The 20539-nt window shown below is 64.0% G+C and carries 20 protein-coding genes and 1 tRNA gene; 6 read left to right on the top strand and 15 right to left on the bottom strand.

What is annotated here, in order from left to right:
* Nucleotides 1-6: 6 nt before the first annotated feature.
* Both guaA and cbiD read right to left on the bottom strand, forming a co-directional pair.
* Entirely contained in the window at nucleotides 7-1578 is a 1572-nt protein-coding gene (gene guaA / locus CyaNS01_RS00280; protein WP_186699984.1) for a glutamine-hydrolyzing GMP synthase, read from the bottom strand.
* A 117-nt stretch (nucleotides 1579-1695) separates the two neighbouring features.
* Nucleotides 1696-2859 carry a cobalt-precorrin-5B (C(1))-methyltransferase CbiD gene (gene cbiD / locus CyaNS01_RS00275; protein WP_186697938.1) on the bottom strand — a complete coding sequence of 388 codons (1164 nt, stop codon included), beginning with the start codon at nucleotides 2857-2859 and terminating at the stop codon, nucleotides 1696-1698.
* A gap of 121 nt (nucleotides 2860-2980) precedes the next feature.
* On the opposite strand from cbiD, the gene CyaNS01_RS00270 reads away from it, so the two are divergent.
* Both CyaNS01_RS00270 and CyaNS01_RS00265 read left to right on the top strand, forming a co-directional pair.
* Nucleotides 2981-4132: an alanine--glyoxylate aminotransferase family protein gene (locus CyaNS01_RS00270; protein ID WP_186697936.1), complete on the top strand. Its 1152-nt coding sequence runs from the start codon at nucleotides 2981-2983 to the stop codon at nucleotides 4130-4132.
* Between the two features lie 108 nt (nucleotides 4133-4240).
* Nucleotides 4241-4312, top strand: a tRNA-Gly gene (locus CyaNS01_RS00265).
* Nucleotides 4313-4739: 427 nt separating this feature from the next.
* Here CyaNS01_RS00265 and CyaNS01_RS00260 read toward each other — a convergent pair.
* From CyaNS01_RS00260 to CyaNS01_RS14695, 10 genes are all read right to left on the bottom strand, one after another.
* Complete coding sequence (locus CyaNS01_RS00260) at nucleotides 4740-5459, bottom strand: M48 family metallopeptidase (RefSeq protein WP_186697934.1); 720 nt, start codon at nucleotides 5457-5459, stop codon at nucleotides 4740-4742.
* A complete protein-coding gene (locus CyaNS01_RS00255) occupies nucleotides 5459-8503 on the bottom strand; it encodes a type I restriction endonuclease subunit R (protein WP_186697932.1) in 3045 nt (1014 codons plus the stop codon). Before CyaNS01_RS00255 ends, CyaNS01_RS00260 begins: the two co-directional genes overlap by 1 nt.
* Nucleotides 8500-8670, bottom strand: coding sequence for a hypothetical protein (locus tag CyaNS01_RS00250; RefSeq protein ID WP_186697930.1), 171 nt, complete (start codon nucleotides 8668-8670; stop codon nucleotides 8500-8502). Before CyaNS01_RS00250 ends, CyaNS01_RS00255 begins: the two co-directional genes overlap by 4 nt.
* A complete protein-coding gene (locus CyaNS01_RS00245) occupies nucleotides 8667-9251 on the bottom strand; it encodes a zeta toxin family protein (protein WP_186697928.1) in 585 nt (194 codons plus the stop codon). The genes CyaNS01_RS00250 and CyaNS01_RS00245 overlap by 4 nt, the downstream gene beginning before the upstream one ends.
* Nucleotides 9248-11197 carry a DUF262 domain-containing protein gene (locus tag CyaNS01_RS00240; protein WP_186697927.1) on the bottom strand — a complete coding sequence of 650 codons (1950 nt, stop codon included), beginning with the start codon at nucleotides 11195-11197 and terminating at the stop codon, nucleotides 9248-9250. The genes CyaNS01_RS00245 and CyaNS01_RS00240 overlap by 4 nt, the downstream gene beginning before the upstream one ends.
* Nucleotides 11194-12438 carry a restriction endonuclease subunit S gene (locus CyaNS01_RS00235; RefSeq protein ID WP_186697925.1) on the bottom strand — a complete coding sequence of 415 codons (1245 nt, stop codon included), beginning with the start codon at nucleotides 12436-12438 and terminating at the stop codon, nucleotides 11194-11196. The genes CyaNS01_RS00240 and CyaNS01_RS00235 overlap by 4 nt, the downstream gene beginning before the upstream one ends.
* Nucleotides 12429-14837, bottom strand: coding sequence for a class I SAM-dependent DNA methyltransferase (locus CyaNS01_RS00230; protein WP_186697923.1), 2409 nt, complete (start codon nucleotides 14835-14837; stop codon nucleotides 12429-12431). The genes CyaNS01_RS00235 and CyaNS01_RS00230 overlap by 10 nt, the downstream gene beginning before the upstream one ends.
* Nucleotides 14838-14840: 3 nt before the next feature.
* A complete protein-coding gene (locus tag CyaNS01_RS00225) occupies nucleotides 14841-16691 on the bottom strand; it encodes an N-6 DNA methylase (RefSeq protein WP_186697921.1) in 1851 nt (616 codons plus the stop codon).
* Entirely contained in the window at nucleotides 16691-16951 is a 261-nt protein-coding gene (locus tag CyaNS01_RS00220; RefSeq protein WP_186697919.1) for a hypothetical protein, read from the bottom strand. The genes CyaNS01_RS00225 and CyaNS01_RS00220 overlap by 1 nt, the downstream gene beginning before the upstream one ends.
* A gap of 107 nt (nucleotides 16952-17058) precedes the next feature.
* On the bottom strand, nucleotides 17059-17193 hold the full coding sequence (locus CyaNS01_RS14695; protein WP_255460106.1) for a hypothetical protein: 135 nt from the start codon (nucleotides 17191-17193) through the stop codon (nucleotides 17059-17061).
* A gap of 124 nt (nucleotides 17194-17317) precedes the next feature.
* Between CyaNS01_RS14695 and CyaNS01_RS00215 the strand changes: the two genes are divergently transcribed.
* A complete protein-coding gene (locus CyaNS01_RS00215; protein WP_186697917.1) occupies nucleotides 17318-17560 on the top strand; it encodes a hypothetical protein in 243 nt (80 codons plus the stop codon).
* Nucleotides 17561-17857: 297 nt separating this feature from the next.
* On the opposite strand, the gene CyaNS01_RS00210 is transcribed toward CyaNS01_RS00215, so the two are convergent.
* The 3 genes from CyaNS01_RS00210 to CyaNS01_RS00200 form a co-directional block, all read right to left on the bottom strand.
* On the bottom strand, nucleotides 17858-18013 hold the full coding sequence (locus CyaNS01_RS00210; protein ID WP_186700897.1) for a hypothetical protein: 156 nt from the start codon (nucleotides 18011-18013) through the stop codon (nucleotides 17858-17860).
* A 395-nt stretch (nucleotides 18014-18408) separates the two neighbouring features.
* Nucleotides 18409-18555, bottom strand: a complete 147-nt coding sequence (locus tag CyaNS01_RS14870; RefSeq protein ID WP_186697915.1) for a hypothetical protein — start codon at nucleotides 18553-18555, stop codon at nucleotides 18409-18411.
* Between the two features lie 165 nt (nucleotides 18556-18720).
* Nucleotides 18721-19077, bottom strand: a complete 357-nt coding sequence (locus CyaNS01_RS00200) for a hypothetical protein (RefSeq protein WP_186697913.1) — start codon at nucleotides 19075-19077, stop codon at nucleotides 18721-18723.
* 66 nt (nucleotides 19078-19143) lie between these two features.
* On the opposite strand from CyaNS01_RS00200, the gene CyaNS01_RS00195 reads away from it, so the two are divergent.
* From CyaNS01_RS00195 to CyaNS01_RS00185, 3 genes are all read left to right on the top strand, one after another.
* Entirely contained in the window at nucleotides 19144-19659 is a 516-nt protein-coding gene (locus CyaNS01_RS00195; RefSeq protein ID WP_186697911.1) for an AbrB family transcriptional regulator, read from the top strand.
* Between the two features lie 68 nt (nucleotides 19660-19727).
* A complete protein-coding gene (locus tag CyaNS01_RS14365) occupies nucleotides 19728-20159 on the top strand; it encodes a DUF6554 family protein (RefSeq protein ID WP_225875709.1) in 432 nt (143 codons plus the stop codon).
* A 19-nt stretch (nucleotides 20160-20178) separates the two neighbouring features.
* Entirely contained in the window at nucleotides 20179-20538 is a 360-nt protein-coding gene (locus CyaNS01_RS00185) for a hypothetical protein (RefSeq protein ID WP_186697909.1), read from the top strand.
* The last annotated feature ends 1 nt before the right edge of the window (nucleotide 20539 follow it).

Below are 20539 nucleotides of genomic sequence, written 5' to 3'. Positions count from 1 at the left end.
GGGCGATCACTCCCACTCGATCGTGCCGGGGGGCTTGCTGGTGATGTCGAGCACCACCCGGTTCACGCCCTTCACCTCATTGACGATCCGGTTGGAGATCGTTTCGAGCAGGTCGTAGGGCAGACGCGACCAGTCGGCCGTCATGCCGTCTTCCGAGGACACACAGCGCAGCACCACCGGGAAGGCATAGGTGCGCTTGTCACCCATCACGCCCACGCTGCGCACCGGCAGCAGCACCGCGAACGCCTGCCAGATGCTGTGGTAGAGCCCGGCATCGGTGATTTCCTCGCGCACGATCAGGTCGGCGTCGCGGAGAATGTTGAGCTTGTCATCGGTCACCTCGCCGAGGATGCGGATGGCCAGGCCCGGGCCGGGGAAGGGATGGCGGCCGACAATCTCCTCCGGCAGCCCCAGGGAGCGCCCCACCTTGCGCACCTCATCCTTGAACAGCTTGCGCAGCGGCTCCACCAGCTTGAACTGCAGATCCTTGGGCAGGCCGCCCACGTTGTGGTGGCTCTTGATCTTCACCGCCACCCGCTCACCGGTCTTGGGATCCACGTTGGTGCCGGCGCTCTCGATCACATCGGGGTAGAGGGTCCCCTGGGCCAGGTAGTCGAAGGGACCGAGGCGCTTGCTCTCCTCCTCGAACACCCTGATGAACTCCGTGCCGATCAGCTTGCGCTTCTCCTCCGGGTCGGTCACACCAGCCAGCTTGCTGATGAAGCGCTGGCGGGCATTGATGTACTCCACATTGATGTGGAAGCGCTTGTCGAAGAACTCCACCAGGAATTCGGGCTCCCCTTTGCGCATGAAGCCCTGGTCGATGAACATGCAGGTGAGCTGATCACCGATCGCCCGGTGCAGCAGGAAGGCCAGGGTGGAGGAGTCCACGCCACCGGAGAGGGCCAGCAGCACCCGCTTCTGGCCCACCTGGCGGCGCACGTCGGCCACGGCCTCCTCGATGAAGGCCGCCGTGGTCCAGTCGGGCTCGCAACCGCAGATCTGATACACGAAGTTGCGGATCAGCGCCATGCCGCCCTGGGAGTGCACCACCTCGGGATGGAACTGCACGCCATAGAGGTGGCGGCCGTGGTGGGCGATCGCCGCCTCGGGGGTGTTGTCGGTGTGGGCCAGGCGCACGAAGCCCTCAGGCAGGCGCTCCACCGAGTCGCCGTGGCTCATCCACATCGTGGAGTGCTGCTCCACGCTGGCGAGCAGATCCACCGCGTCATCCACGTGCAGCGGCGCCTTGCCGTATTCGGCCCGCCCCGCCGCCACCACCGCCCCGCCCAGCTGCTGCACCATCAGCTGCATGCCGTAACACACCCCCAGCACCGGGATGCCGAGGTTCCAGAGCTCCGGATCACACACCGGCGCGCCGCTCTCGTACACCGAGCTGGGCCCACCGCTGAGAATGATGCCCCTGGGGGCGATGGCCCGCAGCTCCTCCACGCTGGTGGTGTAGCTCAACACCAGCGAGAACACCTCGGTTTCGCGCACGCGCCGGGCGATCAGCTCCGAATACTGGGAGCCGAAATCGAGAATCACGATGGCCGGGGCCCGGCTGGACTGGGACATCTCGTCGATGGGAGATGCGGGCTGGGCCGTGCCCTCAAGGCTGGACGTCGCGTCCCGTGGGGTCATCTGGGGAGCGGCGGACATCGGCAGCACGGAACCCCGGAGATTTGACCCAGCCTAGGCGGCGCCCCCTCCCCGCAGTTCGGCCAGCAGGGGGGCACCCAGGGGGCCCCGGGCACAGAGCTGACGGCTGCGGTCGAACAGCACCGCGCCCACCGCCAAGGCCTCGTGGCCGTAGCGGGCCAGGTAGGCGCGGCTGCGCTGCTCGATCGCCGCTGCGATGCGGGCCCGCAGCCTCGCCGCCAGGGCGGGCTGGGTGGCCTGCAGGTCTGCGAGGGCGGCTTCCACCGTGGCGGCCTGATGCAGGCAGGCCAGCTCCTGGCCCGCCAGACCCTCCAGGGCCGCCAGGGCGGTGAGCACCTCGCTGCGGCCATCGGCCAGGTGGTGATGGGTGTGAAAGATGCCGCCGGCCAGCTTGATCAACTTGCCCTGGTAGCCGAACAGCAGCAGCTGGCTCACACCCGCCTCGGCCGCCGCCACCAGCAGGGGCCCCAGCCAGTTGCCGGCCTTGAGCAGCAGCTGGGGAGGGAGGCCGAGGCGGGGGGCCAGATCGAGGCCGTTCTCGCCGATCACCAACACCAGGGCCCCGGCGAAGCCAGGGGAGGCCACCAGGCGACGCAGCTGCTCCAGGGCCTGCTGCAGCTGGTCGGGGGCCGCGCTGCGCTGCACCAGGGCCTGGGTGCCGATCAGGGCCAGCCCATCCACCACCCCGAAGGCGGCATTGCTGGTGCGCTCGGCAAGACGCCGACCCGCCGGGATCACCAGGTGGAGCTCCAGGCGCCGTCCTGGCGGCAGCAGCGGCTGCAGGGTGCGCTGCAGCAGCTCGCGGGCATAGGCCGAGAGGCAGGGAGCGCCGGAGCTGGCAATCACCCCCACCCCCTCGCCAGCCACCAGTTCCAGCCAGTGCCCAGGGCCCTCCAGCCAACGGGCCTGGGCCCACACCGGCTGACCGCGGGTGAGATCCAGCACCTCAGGGCCCGGGTCAGCCCTGGCCACCGCCAGCACCCAGCCTGCGGCCAGGGGCGCCGCGGCCTCCACCAGCACAGGCCGCGGGGGAGCGCCAGGCTCCAGCTCCAGGGGCTGCTCAGGGCAGAAGGGCTCCCCCAGCAGCCCCTGCACGGCGGCGCGGGCCGCGGCGGCGAGCCACACCGGCAGGATCAGGCCGGGCTCAGGGGTGGCGGGCTCAGCCGTGCCGCGTTCAGGTGTGGGGAAGGATTCCATGCAACGGGCAGCCGATGGGAGGAGGGCGCGGTGGCTCGGGGTTGGGCCCCTGTGGTCGGTTTTTTACATTGGTGGATTGCGCCGCCCCGCGGCCGCGCCCCTCCTCTGCTCCGCAGCACCCATGCAGGACAAGCTCAGCCTGATGATCCCCGGCCCCACGCCGGTGCCGGAGACCGTGCTGCTGGCCATGAGCCGCCATCCGATCGGCCACCGCAGCGCCGACTTTCAGAAGATCGTCAAGCGCACCACCGAGCAGCTGCAGTGGCTGCACCAGACCAGCGGCAGCGTGCTGGCCCTGGCGGGCAGCGGCACGGCCGCGATGGAGGCGGGGATCATCAACGTGCTCAGCAAGGGCGACACCGTGCTCTGCGGGGACAACGGCAAGTTCGGCGAGCGCTGGGTGAAGGTGGCGAAGGCCTACGGGCTCGAGGTGGAGGTGGTGAGGGCCGAGTGGGGCCAACCGCTGGATCCCGAGGCCTTCCGCGCCGCCCTGGAGGCCGACACCGACAAGCGCATCCGCGCGGTGATCCTCACCCACTCGGAAACCTCCACCGGGGTGATCAACGACCTGGAGACCATCGCCGGCCACGTGCGCGCCCACGGCACCGCGCTCACCATTGCCGATTGCGTGACCAGCCTCGGCGCCTGCGACGTGCCCATGGACCGCTGGGGCCTCGATGTGGTGGGCTCCGGCTCCCAGAAGGGCTACATGATGCCGCCGGGCCTGGGCTTCGTGGCCATGAGCGAGCGGGCCTGGACGGCCTACGAGCGCTCCGACCTGCCGAAGTTCTATCTGGACCTCGGCAAATACCGCAAATCGGCCGCCGCCGACAGCAATCCCTTCACCCCGCCGGTGAATCTGTACTTCGCCCTGGAGGCCGCCCTGGGGATGATGCAGCAGGAGGGCCTGGAGGCGATCTTCGCCCGCCATGCACGCCACCGCAGCGCGGCCCAGGCCGGCATGAAGGGGATGGGGCTGCGGCTCTATGCCGCCGAGGGCCATGGCAGCCCGGCGATCACGGCCGTGGCTCCCGAGGGGGTCGACGCCGAGGTGCTGCGCAAGGCCGTGAAGGAGCGCTTCGACATCCTGCTGGCCGGCGGCCAGGACCACCTCAAGGGCCAGGTGTTCCGCATCGGCCACCTCGGCTTCGTGGCCGATCGCGACGTGCTCACCGCCGTCGCGGCGATCGAGGCCACCCTGCAGGGCCTGGGCCTGCTGCGGGGAACGGCGGGGGCCGGCGTGGCCGCCTGCGCGGCGGCCCTGGCCGGCTGAGCCGCCGCAACGGCGGCAGAGACTGGCAAGGGGGGCACCTTGACCCTTGCTAGTCTCAACAAGCCAACAACGCAGACAACATCAGGACGCCTGAGTTGGCTACACCTTGCGGGTGTAATTCAGTGGTAGAATGTCAGCTTCCCAAGCTGAACGTCGCCGGTTCGAGTCCGGTCACCCGCTTTTTGGTTGAGGGCCGATATATTCTAGAAAAGATCCGGCGGGCACGCGCTTTGACAATGTCAGCGGCCTCAACATCGTGCCCAGGGCGGGCGACGGCAAGCCGCGTCAGATCGCCTGCCATTGCGATAATGCCAGAAAGGCTGGCATTGCTACTTACACGCCCTTCGAACTCTTAAGAAGTGGGATAGGGGCCGAACAGGGACCAGAGGTGATCAGATTCCCATGATCGGAAGGCTTAGCTTGCAACTTAGCTGTCAGCAATACATTGACATCTGAGCCAGTATCCGTGTATTGCCACCAGCTTGTCTTCAGCGGGAAGCCCTGGTGGGCCGGGATGGCGCAGCAACAGCCACGGGTGGCGAGCGCAGGTCCGCTACCGCCGGCAGAAGCTCGCCAAGTGATCATGTCCGCAATACGGCCTACCTGATCAACCGCATAGAAGCGGCAAGGTGTTCAGCAACCGACGACGTTCTTCCCAATCTGGGAGGTGAGAATCCAGCAGAGCAATGAACTCCTCGCCATGCCTAGGTACGCGTAGATGGGCAAGCTCATGGAGGACGATGTAATCAAGGCAGTTCTTTGGCTTCTGAGCCAGCTGAGTATTCAGGCGGATATTCCTTGATTTCGGATTACAGCTCCCCCATTGACGGGTCATTGCCTGAACAAAGAGTCGATTCGCCTGCACGTTCAGTTGCTGCTCCCATTTCTGGATCAGGATCGCAGCTTCCTTTCTGAGCTCATCGCGGTACCAGGCAGCGAGAATGCTCTGCCGCTTCTTTGCTGTTGAGCCGGATCGAATAAACAGCACCAGTGTGCTGGGATGCACTTCGATCCTCGGAGCCGCGTTCACTTCCTGGATCTGCAGCAGTAATCGTCGACCCCAGAGATGATGGGATTCCCGTTCCACGACCTGCCTTGGGCTTTCCCTCTGCTGGCCTTCAAGCCGGGACTGTTGCTTACGAATCCAGCTGAGCTTGCCAATGGCATAGGCCCTCACATGGTCGGGGCTCATCCGCTCCGGCGCAGAGATCCGCACGGAGCCATGGGGTGGCACCACCGAAAGGTGCAGGTGCTTGATCGGCTTCAGGGTGACCTCCACCGACAAGGACCCGATCACAAGCTGATGGCTGGGGAAAGCCAAGGTCATCAGTACTCAGGCTGGGCCACGAGGATGGGGAAGAGGCGCTCCACGTCTGCGGGATCTTGCAGGACACCGAAGAGAGCCGCCTTGATCAGCTGCTCTTTGGCTTGGGTACCACGCCAGCCATCAGGCCTGACCTCGCGAACGGTGCAGTCGATGCGGAGCGCCAGCTCCAGATTCCCATTCAGGTTGTTCCAGAGTGCTCGTTTCCCAGGCGTATCCAGCTGGGTTGGCGTGTTGTCAGCTTTCTGCTGGTTGAGCTGGCGAGCCAACTCCGCAACACGACGAAGGTACTCCTCGTAGGCCTCAGCCTGCTGTTTGCGGAAGTGGATAATTTCAGCAAGAACCTGCGACATACGATCGTAGAAAGCCGGATCATTGGCGCGCTCGCTGATGATCGTGCGGCGGATGTTGTTTTCGATTGTTTCGGCCACAGCCTTGCGGTTGCCGCGCGCCTTGCCAAACTGCTGTCGAATAGCTTCTGCAACGCCCGTCTTGATGATCAGCTCCAGCAGGCCGATGTCGTCAAAAGCTGAGATCTTTCTCGGCAGGTCAGCCTCAATGTAGGAGTCAATCAAATAGCGCATGTCGGCCTCGTAAGCCTTCAGATCGAGATTTTCGCCCGACGCAAGGCGAATCACCTGCCTCCACTCCAGTGCCTTGTCCCGTTGTCGGGTGATCCGGTTGGCTTCTGAAGCGGAGCATCCCGCCTCTGAAAGCTCATTGGCCAGGGCTGCATAGGCCCTTGTGAGCTCAGCGACGGCCTTGTAGTAAGCCATTCGCAGGGGTTCACGCTCCTGCAGGTCGTCCGGACACTCCGTGTTGCCGCAGAAGTGATGCAGAACAGCTAACTCATCCATTGGAGGCGGCACGGGCTCGGCGAGCAATGCCTCCTGCTCCAGGGCTTCCTCCAGCCGCTGCTTCGCCTTGGTGAGCCGGTCCTGGAGAAGCACATCGGGATCAGCCCCGCCTGCTGAGCGGTCCAGCTGATCGGTGGAGTACACGGCAATGGCATTCTCGACTTTCTTGAACAGGTCTTTGTAATCGACGATGCAGCCATAGGGCTTGTCGTCGCCATCGAGGCGATTGGTGCGGCAGATGGCCTGGAAGAGGCCGTGATCCTGCATCGACTTGTCGATGTAGAGCACGCTGCAGGAGGGGGCATCGAAGCCGGTGAGGAGCTTGTCGACCACGATCAGCAGCTTCATCTGAGCCGGCTGATGGATGAAGCGTTGCTTGGCCTGCTCCTCATAGGCCTCGGTGCGGGTCATTCCCGGCTGGGCGGCCATGCCATCGAGCAGGGTGGTGTAGGTGTTGTAGATGAACTGCTTATCGGTTTCGGTGTTGGCACCCACTTCTTCCCTCGTCACGTCTGCTGCCTTGGGGTCGTAGGAGGTGATCACGGCACATTTGCTCTTGAGTTCGCTCTGGTTGAACAACGCGAAGTAGCGGCAGGCCTCGTAGATACTCGAAGCCACCAGGATGGCATTGCCGCGCTGACTGGCCAATCGGGGTTGCACGGAAAAGTCGAAGAGAACATCGGCCACGATCCGGTTCATCCGTGCCTTGGAGCTCAGCACGTTCTGCAGCGTTCCCCATTGCCGCTTGAGCTCGCGCTGTTGCCAGGGATTGAGCCTCTCCGTCTTGACAGCAAACCACTGGTCCACCCTCGCCTGGGAGCTGAGGCGTTGATCAATGTCACGGGCTTCGTAGACCAGATCAAGGATCACACCATCTGCCACACCTTCGCTGAACTTGTAGGTGTGGATGTAACCTCCGAAAACTTCCAGGCTGGTGGCTTTGTCCTTCTTCAGCAAGGGGGTGCCGGTGAAGCCAATGAAGACGGCCTCGGGCAGCAGCGCCTTCATGACCCGGTGCAGCTTGCCGCTCTGGGTGCGGTGACACTCGTCGACAAAGATGAACAGCTCACCGACGGCCGGGCTGGGTTGCGCCTGGAGCTGCTCAAGGAAGGCCTCGAAGTCGTCGACGCCACGGACGCCGAACTTGTGGACCAGGGAACAGAGCAGACGGGGTGTGGGCTGGCCCAGGGCCTGCATCAGATCCCGGCCGCTGCTGCTGCGCTGGATGGTTTCGCCCGCGCCACCAAATACACCTTCAATCTGCTTGTCGAGCTCATCGCGGTCGGTGATCACGACGACCCGGGCATTGGGGTTGTTCGCAAGGATCCAACGGGCCAGCAGCACCATCACGATGCTCTTGCCGCTGCCCTGGGTGTGCCAGATGATGCCGCCACGTCGCTCACGCACATGCTGCTGAGCGGCCTTGATGCCGACGTATTGATGCACCCTGGGTAGCTTCTTGATACCGGCATCGAAGAGAACGAAGTCACGCAGCAGTTCGATCAGCCGTTCCTTGCTGCAGATCCGGCTCAGGTACTTGTCGAGCTTGAGGGAGCTGTTATCGGCTTCGTCTTCCTTCCAGGTGAGGAAGTATTTCTCCGGTGTGAGGATGGCCCCATAGCGCAGGCCCTCGGAGTCGTTGCCGGCAAACACCAACTGGTTGGTGGCAAAAAACCAGGCGTTGAACTCCGGCTGCTGGTTGGAGAGGTTCTGGCGGATGCCATCACCGATGCTGACGCGGCTGCGCTTGAGCTCGATTACGCCGACGGCAATGCCGTTCACGTAGAGCACGAGGTCGGGGCGGCGCTCCTTGGGGCCCTTCAGGGTGACCTCTTCGGCAATGGCGAAGTCGTTGGCGTCGGGTGTGTGCCAGTCGATCAGGGCCACGGTGCTGGTGGGTTGATCAGCGGCAGCCTTCACCTGCACCCCATAGCGCAGCAGGGCGTACACCCTGCGGTTGGCCTCATACAGCCCCACCTGGCTGATGTCGGCAGCAATCCGGAGCTGATACAAGGAGCCACTGATCTCTGCCGGGCTGTAGCCACGACGTTGGAGGTAGCCGGTAAGGATCTCCTCCTCGATGTTGCTGTTGCCAGCGCGGTCTTTCCAGTCCCCCAGATAGCGATAGTTCAGTTCCTCGTGGAACAGCCCGACGATGCGGTTCTGGGTGACCCGCTCCAGCGTGCTCATCCAGCCGCTGGGGGCTGGGGGGCATCAGGCCCCTGCATCAGGGCCTTGCCGTCCTGCCAGGTCACCACGTACTGGCCAAGACGGCGCTTGCGCTCCAATTCCGTGGACACGGCCTGCTGGAGCGCCACGAGGATCTGCTGATCCCTGGGGGAGAGGGCGGGAGTCATCGGGCGAGCTCCAGGAGTTGGGCATAGAGCGAGGGATCGAGAATGACGCGCTCGGCTCCGCTCTGGGAGAAGATCGGCGCCGGGTTGGGTCCGCCGTTCATGTTGCAGAGCACGTGGTTCACCGCTGGGGCGTAGGCGTTGAGCAGTAGCTGGAGGCTACGGGGAAAGCGGCGCCGCAGCACGGTTTCCGGCACGTTGTGCCCACCGTGGGCCACCCGCTCGGCCACGCGCAGGATCGAAAGCTCCAGGGAGGGGAGGGCGAGATAGATCAGCTCCACCCGCCAGCCGCAGGAGCGCAGGCGGTGGATGAGGCGCAGGTAGCCCCGCCCGGAGAGGGTGGTTTCGAAAGCGAAGCTGCGGCGTGCCGTCTCATGGCCTTCGATCTCCGCCAGCATCAGGCGACTGGCGGCCAGCAGCTGCAACTGCGGGGCCAGGGGGGAGAACCCTGCCGCGATCAGATCGGCATTGACGAAGGCCTGGGCATCGGGGAACTGGCGAAGGTAAGTGAGCGCGAAGGTGGTTTTCCCGGCACCGTTGGGGCCGGCGATGATGCGGCAGATCGGCTCCTTGGCCGGGATCATGCCATCACCGCGAGGATCTCCCGCTCCACATAGGACCGGAAGTCGGATGGCGAGGTGAAGCAGCGGAACCCGGCGGCGCTGGCCAGGGCCAGGGTGGCGGGCTCTTCGTTGAGCAGCACGGCCACGGGCTGGCTGAGTTCCTCCTGGATGCCGGCGGGCCAGGCCAGGTCGAACACGGCGCGCTGTTCGCCGGTGGCAGGGTCGGCGAAGTCGTAGGCGAGGGTGCCCAGCGGGAGTGCCTGATCGACCATCCAGGCGTTGAGGCGCAGCAACTCGGCTTCCTCTTCCTCGCTCGTGATACCGCCCACCGTTTCGGTGGCTGGCTGCGGCAAGGCAGCCGCGGGGCCGGACAGCCAGCGGGTGTCGCCATGGAGCAGCTCCTCCAGTCGGGCATTCACTTCAGCCGCGAGCAGGGCCTTGCGGGCCTCCAGGAAGGAGCGGAAGTTCCCGAGCTTCCACAGCGCTGGATCAGGCGGGATCCACTGGGAGGCCAGGGCGCCGGGATGGGCGGCCTCAATCTCCGGGAAGTAGGCCTCTGGCAGGCGATCGGTGATCTTGATGTTGGTGTCTTTGGTGAGAAAGCAGAAGTTGGCCAGGGCGTTGACCTCTGGCCTGCGGTAGTCGGCCTTGTAAAGCTGGGCCTTCGGGAAGATGTGATGCACCTCCAGGCGACTCATCTTGCCGAGCATGCCGGCCTTGAGCGGCATGCCAGTGCCCCAGTCGCGGGCAGCGCCCATGCGGGTGAGCAGGTAGAGCACGGGGTAGAAGCGGGCGCCGAGGCTCCAGCCGGTGAAGTGCCCGGGTTCAACCCGCAGCCCGCCATGCCAGAGGCGCAGCTGCTCCAGTAGGCGCTCGAGCCCGGCGCCTTCTCCCTCGAGGGCGGCGAGATCCTGATCGATGAAGGATTCGGTGGAACCGGAGAATCGTCCCCACATGCCGGCCTGCACGAACCAGAACAGCAGTCGGTCCCGCTCCACCTCATCCATGGGTCCGCTGCGCTGATCGAGATAGCGCACCATCACCGGGATGCCGAACCGCCCGAAGAACACCTGGTCGTGATCGAGGCCGAGGCGACCTGCGATCAGGTTGAGGCAGACGTCGATGTGTTTGGTGGCGCGCTTGAGCGCGTCCTGGATTTCAGGTGTGGTCTTGTCGTGCAGGTAGAGGAACTTGGCCTCACCAGTGAGCACCGTGTTCACCGAGCGCAGCAGCCAGTCGAGGTTGAAGCTGTAGCCGTGATCGGCCCACTCCTTGAGCTTGGCCTTCATGGCATCACGCCCTTCGGGCCAGTCGGCGCAGATCTTGGCGAGGGCCAGGTCGCCCTTGGAGAGCTTGGTGCCGCCACTGTTGACGCGGTTGAAAATGTCCACCACCACGTCGAGGGTCTTGTCGGCGCCGGTGACTTCTTCGATGTGGAGATCGATCTCTGTGATTCCCAGCAGCTGGCTCAGACGACCGATGAACTCTCCAACCCGCGGGGCCAGCTCGGGGTTCTGGCCGAACTCGGCGGCCAGCTTTCCGAGGCCAGCTGTCCCCATCCCGAGCAGGCTGGTGACATCGATCCACAGGGGATCGTCCTTCATCTTCACCGGCTGGTAGAAGGCAAACACTTCCTCTCCGAGATGGAAGCGGAGCCCGGTGAAGGCCTGGGCGTTGCCATCGAAGAACTTCGGAGCCTTGCCGCGCACCACGCCATAGAGGGAGGTCATGCGCTGTTGGCCATCGAGCAGCAGCTTGACCACACCAGCAGCCAGGGGACCATCGCCGCGATGGGTGGCGGTCTGCGACTCTGTGGCCCAGACCAGCAGGCCGCCGACGGGGTGGCGCTTGTAGAGGGAATCGAACAGCCCGCGCACCTGATCGCGATTCCAGACGTAACCCCTTTGGAACTCGGGCAGGGCCATATGGCCACTGTCTATGTGGTCGAGGATGGTTGAGATCTTCATTGCAGGCGGATCTTGCCGGTGAGGAGTTGCTGCATCATTCCTTGCTTAAGCTGAGAGGCCTTGAGTTTTCTTGCTTCTAACTCGTCAATCTCGATATCAACATCCTGCAGGACCTCTGAGATTGCCTTTTGTTCCGGCTGAGGTGGCAAGGAAAGCCATCTGTCATTGAAAAAAGAAGGCTTTAAGTTTGGATAAGCGCTTGTTGCGGTGTGCTCGACAAGCTTTGACCTTGCACATCTGCTCTTGAGTGCATACCCAATGAAGTGGCCATCTGCTTTGCCTCTTTGAGGCCTGATGATGCGAACAAAGTTGGACGCTGAATAGACTCCGTCTTGGTTGCAAGTCCATGACTTGCCCAAGCCGTTGCCACTTGCGGTCATTACTGTGTCACCAGGCCTGCAACCGGCCACTGAAATCTCATGATGGCTCAAAAACCTGCGTGCCGCACCGATAAGCCGTCCTTCTTCTGAGATATCGCCAGCCCTGATCACATTTGTCGAGTGTATTGCTTCGTTACCTGACTCAGTGCGCCCCCAAAAACCCGTAATTTTTTCGGAGACCTGGGATAATGCAACAGTCTCCCACTCCCCCTCAAACCCCGGCAGCCGCCGCTTGCCGGTGAGAAGCTCCTGCATGGCGGCCTGTTTAACTGCACGTTTTTTAGCGATGAGATTCTCTATCGACGCAAGGAGCTCCTCAACGGCGCCAAGGACATTTGAGACTTTTGTTTGCTCTGAAACTGTTGGTATAGGTATCGGCATTTTTTTTAGAGTGCCCGTATTTACGTTCTTTTGTGCTCCTCCGATCTGACTAGATTCGAAGAATCGCTGCCCGTGTTCAGAGTTAATAAAAAGGCATAGGAATTCACTGGTAATTTGTGCAATGTCCGGCCTTGTTATGAGAGTCGTGAAACTCTGAGCGGCTTTGTATTTAGCGGGGACGATGCATGTTGTTCCCGGATAGCCGGTTCGAGTAGTCAGGAGATCGCCTTCCAGCAGCCTCTTGTTTCGGTACGTCTTTTCGTATTCTTGATCAATAAATAGAAGATCACTATCTAAAAGGTGGCCGGGCTTAATATTCTGATTCCTGATCATGGGTATGCCGCTAAGTCGATATGCATGGGTTGCGGCACTGGCAATGCCGACCATGATCCTTAGGGATATGTTCGAAAGAGGTCTTACATCCCAATCTTCCGGGATCACCCCCACCTCCGTCTGCTTGTAACCCGGCTTCAGTTCCATGCGAACCCCATCCGCTCAAGGTGCCCGGCCACGCGTGCTTCCAGTTCCTCCACTCGCTCGCTGATCGCCGGTAGGGCCTCGCCGTAGCGCTCGCCCAGTTGTTTGAGGCGGCCGGTGAGGGCCTGGCTGACCCGTTCCACCTCGGAGGCAACCGCCTGCTCCAGGGTGGTTAGCCACTTGCCCTCCACCACCAGCTCGCGCACCTCGGCCTCTGTGAGGTTGTCGTAGCGGCCGAAGGCCTGGTCGTCGAGGTCAGCCTCGGCGGCCTTGAGGGCCTTCTTGGTGGCGGCTTCCTCGTCGCTCAGCTCCAGCCATTCCCGCAGCACGGTCAACTCCTCAGTGGCGTCGGGATCCTTCCTGATCTCCTTGATGCGAGCATTCACAGCCGCCTTGTTGATCTTGTCCAACTCACTGAAGGCGCCCTCGTCGCCGCTGTGCTCCTCCTCCAATTCGGCCAGGCGTCTGCTGGCCTCCTCCAGTTGGGCGCGGAGCGCTTCGATCATCTCCAGATCACCGGCGAACAGCTGCCGCACCAGCAGCTCCTTGGGCACCAGGTCGCAGGTCCAGCCCTTGTCCTTGGTCTTGCCCTTCTTGTCGGTCTCCAGCAGCCGGTAGGCCTCGGCGCGCCAGCCGTCAGCGCTGATCGCATACACGTCGTCCTGCATCGTCTCGGCCCACTGGTCAAGCAGCAGCTGGTACACGGCGTAGGCATCGATTAGGGGCTGGCCCTGGTAGCGGGCCAGCAGGCCCTCGCTCAGCTCGCGGATCACCGCCTTGGGGTGGCAGCCCGGCTCCAGGGAAATCAGCTGGGCCGCCGCCTGTTGCCGCCAGGCCGCAAAGTGCTCGGCCATGCCCGCCAGGAAGCCGGCGAACTGGGGATGGGCGGTGATCGTGGCCTTCAGCTCCGCCGGCGGCACCGCCAGCTCCAGATAGCCGGGCCGCAGCGGCTGGAACAGGACCTCGCGCAGCTTCGGACATACCTGCCAGTAGGCCTCCAGGGCGTCGATGTCGCGCTCGGGGATGCCGCCGCGCAGGTGGGCCTCGATGTCCTGCAGGTCTTCCGCTTCTGAACTGTCGATGTAACGGGGCAGGTTCAGGTTGTAGTCGTGCCCGGCGATCTCTTCATTGCGCACGAAGCGCGAATAGCCGGGCACCTCCAACCGGCGGGTGAACACATCCACGATCTTGTGGATGTCGCGCTCGCGCAGGCGGTTCTTGGGGCCGTCCTTGATGAAGCCCTTGCTGGCATCCACCAGGAAGATCCCCTCGCGGCTGCCGGCCCCCCGCTTGTCGACCACCACGATGCAGGCGGGGATACCAGTGCCATAGAAGAGGTTGGCGGGCAGGCCGATGATGCCCTTGAGCAGCCCCCGCTGGATCAGGTTCTTGCGGATCTCGGCTTCGGCGTTGCCGCGGAACAGCACGCCATGGGGAAGGATGCAGCTGCCGCGCCCGCTGCTCTTGAGCGTGCGCACGATGTGCAGCAGGTAGGCGTAGTCGCCCTGCTTGGCTGGGGGGATCCCGAAGCCCTCGAAGCGCCCGAAGGGATCCTTCGCTGCATCCAGGCCTGTGCTCCATCGCTTGTCGGAGAACGGCGGATTGGCGATCACGAAGTCGAACTGCTTGAGGTGGTCACCCTTGATCAGCTTCGGGTCGGCGATCGTGTTCCCCTGCCAGATCGTGGCCGTGGGGTTGCCGTGCAGGATCATGTTCATCCGCGCCAGACCGCTGGTGGCCGCGTCCTTCTCCTGGCCGTAGAGCGTCACCGGTGTGCGCGCCTGGGCGGCCACCTTCAGCAGCAGCGACCCCGATCCGCAGGTGGGGTCGCAGACCGTGGTGTCGGGGGAGGTGTCTTCCTTATCGATCTCCAGCACCTGGGCCTTGATCCGGCTCACCTCAGCTGGCGTATAGAACTGCCCCTTGCTCTTGCCGCTTTCGCTGGCGAAATGGCACATCAGGTATTCGTAGGCATCGCCGAGGATGTCGTCGTCATCCGCGCGATTACGGGCGAAGTTCAACCCCGGCTTCTCGAAGATCGCGATCAGGTTGGTGAGCCGCTCCACCAGTTCCTTGCCACTGCCGAGCTTGGCCTGGTCGTTGAAATCGGGAAAGTCGCTCTGGCTGAGCTGCTGGTTGGCCGCCACCAGCGGGGCGATGATCGTCTTGTTGATGTCATCGCCGATCTCTGCCTTGCCCTTGAGGGCCACCATGGCGTCAAATCCCGCGTCCTCGGGGATCACCAAGGGCGCATAGGGTTGGCCGGCGTACTTGTCGCTGATGTACTTGATGAACAGCAGCACCAGCACATAGTCCTTGTACTGGCTGGCATCCATGCCGCCGCGCAGTTCATCGCAGCTGGCCCAGAGGCTCGAATACAGCTCGGATTTACGGATCGCCATGGTTCAGGCGGCCTCCCCTTGGGCGCTGGCCAGCAGGGCTGGGGGGATGTCCTCCAGCCAGCCCTGCTGTGACAGCTGCTCCAGCCGGCGGCTCAGTTCCTGGACCTCCAGGCTCAGGGCCACGCACTCCTGCTCCAGGGTCTCGGCCCGATGGAGCTCGCTGGGTTGGGGGATCACGACGGGCAGGCTTTTCACTTCGCCCATGGGCAGAAAGGCCACTGCTGTTCCCTGACCTGCCTTATTCAACAGCGTCTGTCCCACGGCACTGCGGAGATACTGCCCCAGGGCGGCTGGGGTGAGCGGGGCATTAGGCCGCAGGCGGACCACGCAGAATGCCTGGCCGGGCACTGTGGGGTGCTGGAGGTCCTGAACCACTGCCACCCTGCCGAGGCCGCCCTTGATCGATAAGAGCACATCTCCCTGCTCCAGCAGCTGCTGTCGTCCCTTGGCCAAGGCAGCCTCCGGTAGCCGGATCTGCTTGGAGCCTTGGCGGAGCTGGCCGGAGTCGTCAATGTCGCCGGGAGTGACCTCCCGAACCTCGATGCCGTCGTCCTCCTGGCGGCCAAGGGAGGCCACAGGCCTTTTGATCTCGGCCAGATCACCCAGGTGCATCGTTGTCCGTGATTCCAGATAGCGCTGCAACATCCGGTCTTCTTCTGTGAGGAAGTAGCGGCTCACCTGGAAACTGAAGCCGTTTGCCTCCAGTTCCTCGGCCGGGATCAGACGGGCACATTCACCTTCACCTCTCTCGTTGAGGAGTTGGGCGAGTTCCTTGCACCCGGTTGGATTCCAGCTCTGCTTTGTGTTTCTAGCTTTCGTCGGGGTTAACAGATCGTGGGCCGCAATCATCTGAATGGGAGCACCAGCGGCACGATCCTGCTTGAGGACCAACAGCAATCCCTCGAGGTTGGTTCCTGCATGGGCCCCGGAAGGCAGGGAAATCACGGCATCCAGCCAATTCTTCTTCAATAACTCCTCGCGGAAGTACTCCAGATCTTTGGAAGTCCGAAAGCCGATTCCTGGAGACATCAGGGCGTAGGTGGTGCCACTGCAGCGCTGATGGGCGGCAAACACCCTTCGTGCTTCGCTGTCTCTGATTGCCGAGGGGCAGTCGAGCGGTGATGGCGGCAGCCAAGGGTCGTCGATCAGCAGTTCACGCATTCGCGCTCCCCAGGGTGGGGCTGCGATGGCAACAGGCCATTGGTCCTGATCCGCGATGGACTGCAGTTTCACCTCTTGCGGATAGAGGCGGAGCAATCCCAGAACCCAATGAGCCTGCGACGGATTTGCTGAACTCAACAGCACACCATGGTCCATCCCCAGGAAAGGGGCTGCTGCCACTCCCATAGGGAAGAGGCAGGCCACTGGAGCGCCAGGATGAATGGCCAGCAGGGCTTCCCAGAAGCCGCCCATGGAAGCAGAGCATTCCAGCGCCCCACCATGCCGATCGCTGGCTTTCAGCTCCGAGATCGCTTCGATCACGGCCTTGCACTGCAAGCGGTCACCACTGTTCAAAGCTCTCCCAACTGGCAACAAGGTGCTCCTCAGTCGCTCGAGAGATTCAGGCCCGAGTCGATCCGTCGCTGCTCCGGGAGGCCAAGACATTGCGGAACGTTCAGTGATGGCCTTCTGGATGGAGTTCCATTCATTTGCGTTAGCCAAGCTGCGCATGGAATCGAAGTAACCGACTAAATCCCCTTCGGAAGCTGGAACCCAGCGGGCCCAGAGCAGCACATCCAGCACGGCCTCCAGGGCCTGATCTGCAGGAAGGGCGCCTCGGAGCTCATCGCAGGCCTCCCAGATCGGCTTCTCAACGCTGGCCCGGCTGATTGAATTCGACGTCATGGTGGCCATCAGTAGCGGTTGAAGCTGTCGAAGTCGTAGGCCGTGACCAAGGCGCCGCCGCACTCGACGACGATCACGCCGCCCTTGTCCATGGCCCTGATCAGCTCCTTGCGCTCGCGATCAAGCGCCTCCAGGACCGCAAGGATCTGCTTGCGACCCAGCACCAGCTTGTCCCCGTGGGGGATGCCGTGCTGTTGGGCGAGCTCGACGGTGGCTTCACGGATGCCGCGCTGGGAGACCCGAGCGCCGTAGTGGTTGGTTTTGGCCATGCCTCTCCTGGGCTTGATATGCAGAGCATGGCAGGCAGCGAAGATCATGTCAAGCTTGTAAGGACATGTCAGCAGCTGACACATCTTTTCTCGGGGGATCGGCTGAGCTAAGGCGCGACCTGGAGCTCCAGCTGCTGATCCGGCGGGCGCCTGACGGTGATCTGCTCCACCCGCACCAGCCTGGGCTGCTCATGGGCCGCAGCCTCGTAGCTGCCCTTCACCCGCACGGCGGCATTCAGCATGCCGCTGCTCGCGCCTCGCCCCCCTGAAACTCGCGATCGCTCTTTAGGCGCCGGCTGATGGGGGTATTGAGGCTGCGGCCCGGGATCTGGCGGCTCTGCCTGGAGCCGGTGCGGGTCAGCCTTGATGCCCCCTGAGTTCGGCTTTTCTCTGCAGGCCCTGCCACGGATTGTGGGCTTATTCCAATGCTGGCCTCATCCCGAGGGCGGCCGCCTGGCGAAAGCGGTCGCGATCGAGCGAGCGCAGTTCAACTCCACCCTGCAGCAGGCGCTCGAACTGCTCCCCAGCGGCCAGGCGTGCCTCAGAACGGAGGCCGTGATGGCGCTGCTTGATGCCCAGGGCGCTGGTGTCGAGATAGACCACCAATAGGTCAGCATCACCAGCGTTCACCGCCGCGGCAGTCCTCGTTCACCAAAGGGGTGAGAGGCATGGTTGCCTGAAGCCGGCGCAGATCTGTGGCCAGGGCAGCGCGATCCAGCTTGCGCAGAGGCTCCAGGCTCAGGCGGCCATCCGGTCCAACAACGATGTCGATCTGATCGCCTTCCTGCAGCCCCGCCAGACGCAGGCAATCGGTCGGGAGTCTGTCCGCCAGGCTGTTCCCCCAGCGGCGGATCGCCTGCGGGAAGTGCTGGCAGGTGTCAGCTGAGCGAGCTTGCTGAAAGCCCCTCAACCTCGCGGCTTGATCAGCTGCAGCACCTGGGGCCCGGTATTGGCCAGGCGCCGCTCTGATTTCAGCAGTTCGAGGATCAGGCGCGCCGATTCGGCCACCTGGCCCTCGGCGGCAGCCTGCCGTGCCGCTGTATCGAGCTGGCTGATCTGCACCTGAATGTTGGCAACGGGCTGGGGCTTGGTGGGAACCCGCCTGGACTGGGGACGCCCTGGGGAGAGGGCAGAAGACCGTGGCCGGACGTGGAGATCGGGGGAAAGGGCGACTGTCATGCAAGGACGGAAGAAAGGACCGAAACGGGCTGGGTGGGCGCTAAGAGACGGCGTGGGTCAGCGTCAGTAGCCAGGCCGCAGATCCCAGCTGGAGCTGATCGATGAGCCGGCGGAAAAAGACGGGTGGTCGCTAGAGCGCCGGCACCCCATGACTGCATCAACAAACTCAGGCGCCTGGACATTGCAAGATCCAGACGCCCATCAGAGTTGGCGCAAGCCTACCATCAATGGCTATTGCCAGAACGTCGATTTGTGGGTTTGGAACAAATCCGAAACCCTCAGGTTCCTGGCTCCACCCCGCCGGCTCCAAGGGCCGAGATCTGCCGCCGCAGGCTCGCGCAACGCTCGGCGTCGCCGCGGCTCACGGCAACGGCGAGGGCAAATTCGAGCTTTTCGCGCTGGTGATCCGCCTCGCTGATCAACACCCTCGGGAACCCTGCGCCGCAGCGGGCTGAACTACTCGGTGCAGCCTGGCTGGTGGGGTGAGTGGACTGGGGGTGAGAGGGGGTGGAGTGAGAGAACGTGGGGTAAGCCATGTTTCACTTTCTTTCCATTCTGCCACCGCTGACCAGTCAGTGCTTCTTCTGCCCTCAGGCCGCCTGGTCGTAGGGCTCAGCCGTGTCGTAGGGATCAGCTGGGGCATGATCCTCGATGGGGCTGAAGGAGGTCTGGAGAGTCGTGTCCTGCACGGGATGGCCCTCGTCGGCTGGCGCGGCCTCGAGATCCAGCAGGCAGCGGCAGTCATGCAGCAGCCGTTCAACGTTGTCGAGGCTCGACATTTCCTGCAGATCGGGTTCAGCCTCCTGCTTCTGGTGGCTCTCGAGCTGCAGGGCCATGGCCTGAACATGCTGCTCCAGGGTGATCAGGCGCCTGGACAGCGCGTGAATCGTCTGGGCCAGGTCTTCAGCGTTGCGGGTGATCCGAAAGGAAACCGACTCGGGGGCCATGGCATCAGGCGCGGTGGAGCCGATGACAGCACACTTTGCTGGCGCAGCCAAGGTCAGACTGGGGCAATGAGCCACCCCTGGAACCTGGTCGTGTATGCCTGCGCCGGGCTGGCGGGCGGCCTGCTGGCGCTGCGCACCGGGATTCCCGCGGCCCCCCTGGCCGGCGCGCTGCTGGCGGCGGCGCTGGTGAGCATCGTCGGGCAGCTCGAACCGGCCCAATGGCCCGGCGGGACGCGCACCCTGCTGGAGATCGGGATCGGCACGGTGATCGGCACCGCCCTGAACAGCGCCGTGCTGCAGCAACTGCAGCAGCTGTGGCGGCCGGCCCTGGTGATCACCCTCAGCCTCGTGCTCGCCGGCTTGGCAGTGGCCCTGGCCTGCAGCCGGCTGTTCGGGGTGGACCCCACCATCGCCCTGCTGGGCGCCGCCCCGGGCGGCATCAGCGGCATGAGCCTGCTGGGGGCCGAGTTCGGCGTGGGGGCTGCCGTGGCGGCCCTGCATGCCGTGCGGCTGATCACGGTGTTGCTGGTGCTGCCCCTGGTGCTGAAGCTGGTGCTGCCCCAGGGCACGGGTTCGCCCTGAGCAGCCCACCCTCTCGACGCCGGCCGTCTCGATCGATACCTTGAGCCCTGCTTGCCGGATCTGTTCCCATGGCCCTGCGCCAGACGTTCGCCCTGTTCTCGCGGCAGCGGCCCCGGTTGCTGGCAGCCCTGGCCCTGACGCTGGGCCTGGGGCACGGGCTGCCCGCCTTCTCCCAGGCGACTGAAACCGGTGTCGTGCTGGAGGGGGCCGGGCCCAGGGGCGCCCAGATCTACTGCTTCATGCGCGGCAGCGGTAACAGCCACCAGGTGAGCTGGGATGCGGCCTATGCGGTGATCAAGCGCCAGAGCGATCAGCTGTTCAAGACCTCCCCAGAGCACGCGGCGGTGATGATCACGGAGGCCGTGGTGCAGTATTCCGGCTCCTTCCCAGACTGCGGCCGCTACCTCGGTGATCTGTTCAGCAAGCCCGAACCCGTGGAGGCCGCGCCAACCCGCATCCCGGTGTCCGGTGCCACCCGCAGCGAGCGCTTCGGCTACTGACACGGCGCCCCGGGGCCGGTTGTCACTGCCGCTGCTGGCGCTGCTGCTGCTGGCCGCCGCCGGCTGCGCCGAACAGCCCCTGCCCCAGCAGGCCATCCGCCGCGACGACTGCCTGCGCAACGTGCGCCTGGAGCGGCTCGAGCAGCAGATCAGCCGCTGTGATGCGGTGGTGGCCGCCTTTCCGGACGATCCCGGGCCCCGCAACGACCGCTACCTGCTGCGCAGCCTGGCGGGCCAGGACGCCGCGGCCTGTGATGACCTGCGGGAGGCGGTGAAGCTCGCGGAACGGCAGCCAGCCGAGGACCTCGATCCCCAGCTGCGCAGTGATCTCAAGGTGCGGCAGCAGCTCTGCAGCCAGGTCGCCAGCCCTGCGCCCTGAG

Origin of the sequence: Cyanobium sp. NS01, assembly GCF_014280235.1 — a bacterium.
Classification (GTDB): Bacteria; Cyanobacteriota; Cyanobacteriia; order PCC-6307; family Cyanobiaceae; genus NIES-981.
The sequence above is the reverse complement of the archived record's forward strand: the minus strand, read 5'-3'. Positions and strand labels throughout refer to the sequence as shown.

Coding starts and splice junctions, on each gene's coding strand:
- guaA (WP_186699984.1), bottom strand. CDS start 1,578: ATGTCCCAGTCCAGCCGGGCCCCGGCCATCGTGATTCTCGATTTCGGC.
- cbiD (WP_186697938.1), bottom strand. CDS start 2,859: ATGGAATCCTTCCCCACACCTGAACGCGGCACGGCTGAGCCCGCCACC.
- CyaNS01_RS00270 (WP_186697936.1), top strand. CDS start 2,981: ATGCAGGACAAGCTCAGCCTGATGATCCCCGGCCCCACGCCGGTGCCG.
- CyaNS01_RS00260 (WP_186697934.1), bottom strand. CDS start 5,459: ATGACCTTGGCTTTCCCCAGCCATCAGCTTGTGATCGGGTCCTTGTCG.
- CyaNS01_RS00255 (WP_186697932.1), bottom strand. CDS start 8,503: ATGAGCACGCTGGAGCGGGTCACCCAGAACCGCATCGTCGGGCTGTTC.
- CyaNS01_RS00250 (WP_186697930.1), bottom strand. CDS start 8,670: ATGACTCCCGCCCTCTCCCCCAGGGATCAGCAGATCCTCGTGGCGCTC.
- CyaNS01_RS00245 (WP_186697928.1), bottom strand. CDS start 9,251: ATGATCCCGGCCAAGGAGCCGATCTGCCGCATCATCGCCGGCCCCAAC.
- CyaNS01_RS00240 (WP_186697927.1), bottom strand. CDS start 11,197: ATGAAGATCTCAACCATCCTCGACCACATAGACAGTGGCCATATGGCC.
- CyaNS01_RS00235 (WP_186697925.1), bottom strand. CDS start 12,438: ATGGAACTGAAGCCGGGTTACAAGCAGACGGAGGTGGGGGTGATCCCG.
- CyaNS01_RS00230 (WP_186697923.1), bottom strand. CDS start 14,837: ATGGCGATCCGTAAATCCGAGCTGTATTCGAGCCTCTGGGCCAGCTGC.
- CyaNS01_RS00225 (WP_186697921.1), bottom strand. CDS start 16,691: ATGGCCACCATGACGTCGAATTCAATCAGCCGGGCCAGCGTTGAGAAG.
- CyaNS01_RS00220 (WP_186697919.1), bottom strand. CDS start 16,951: ATGGCCAAAACCAACCACTACGGCGCTCGGGTCTCCCAGCGCGGCATC.
- CyaNS01_RS14695 (WP_255460106.1), bottom strand. CDS start 17,193: ATGCTGAATGCCGCCGTGCGGGTGAAGGGCAGCTACGAGGCTGCGGCC.
- CyaNS01_RS00215 (WP_186697917.1), top strand. CDS start 17,318: ATGCCCCCTGAGTTCGGCTTTTCTCTGCAGGCCCTGCCACGGATTGTG.
- CyaNS01_RS00200 (WP_186697913.1), bottom strand. CDS start 19,077: ATGGCCCCCGAGTCGGTTTCCTTTCGGATCACCCGCAACGCTGAAGAC.
- CyaNS01_RS00195 (WP_186697911.1), top strand. CDS start 19,144: ATGAGCCACCCCTGGAACCTGGTCGTGTATGCCTGCGCCGGGCTGGCG.
- CyaNS01_RS14365 (WP_225875709.1), top strand. CDS start 19,728: ATGGCCCTGCGCCAGACGTTCGCCCTGTTCTCGCGGCAGCGGCCCCGG.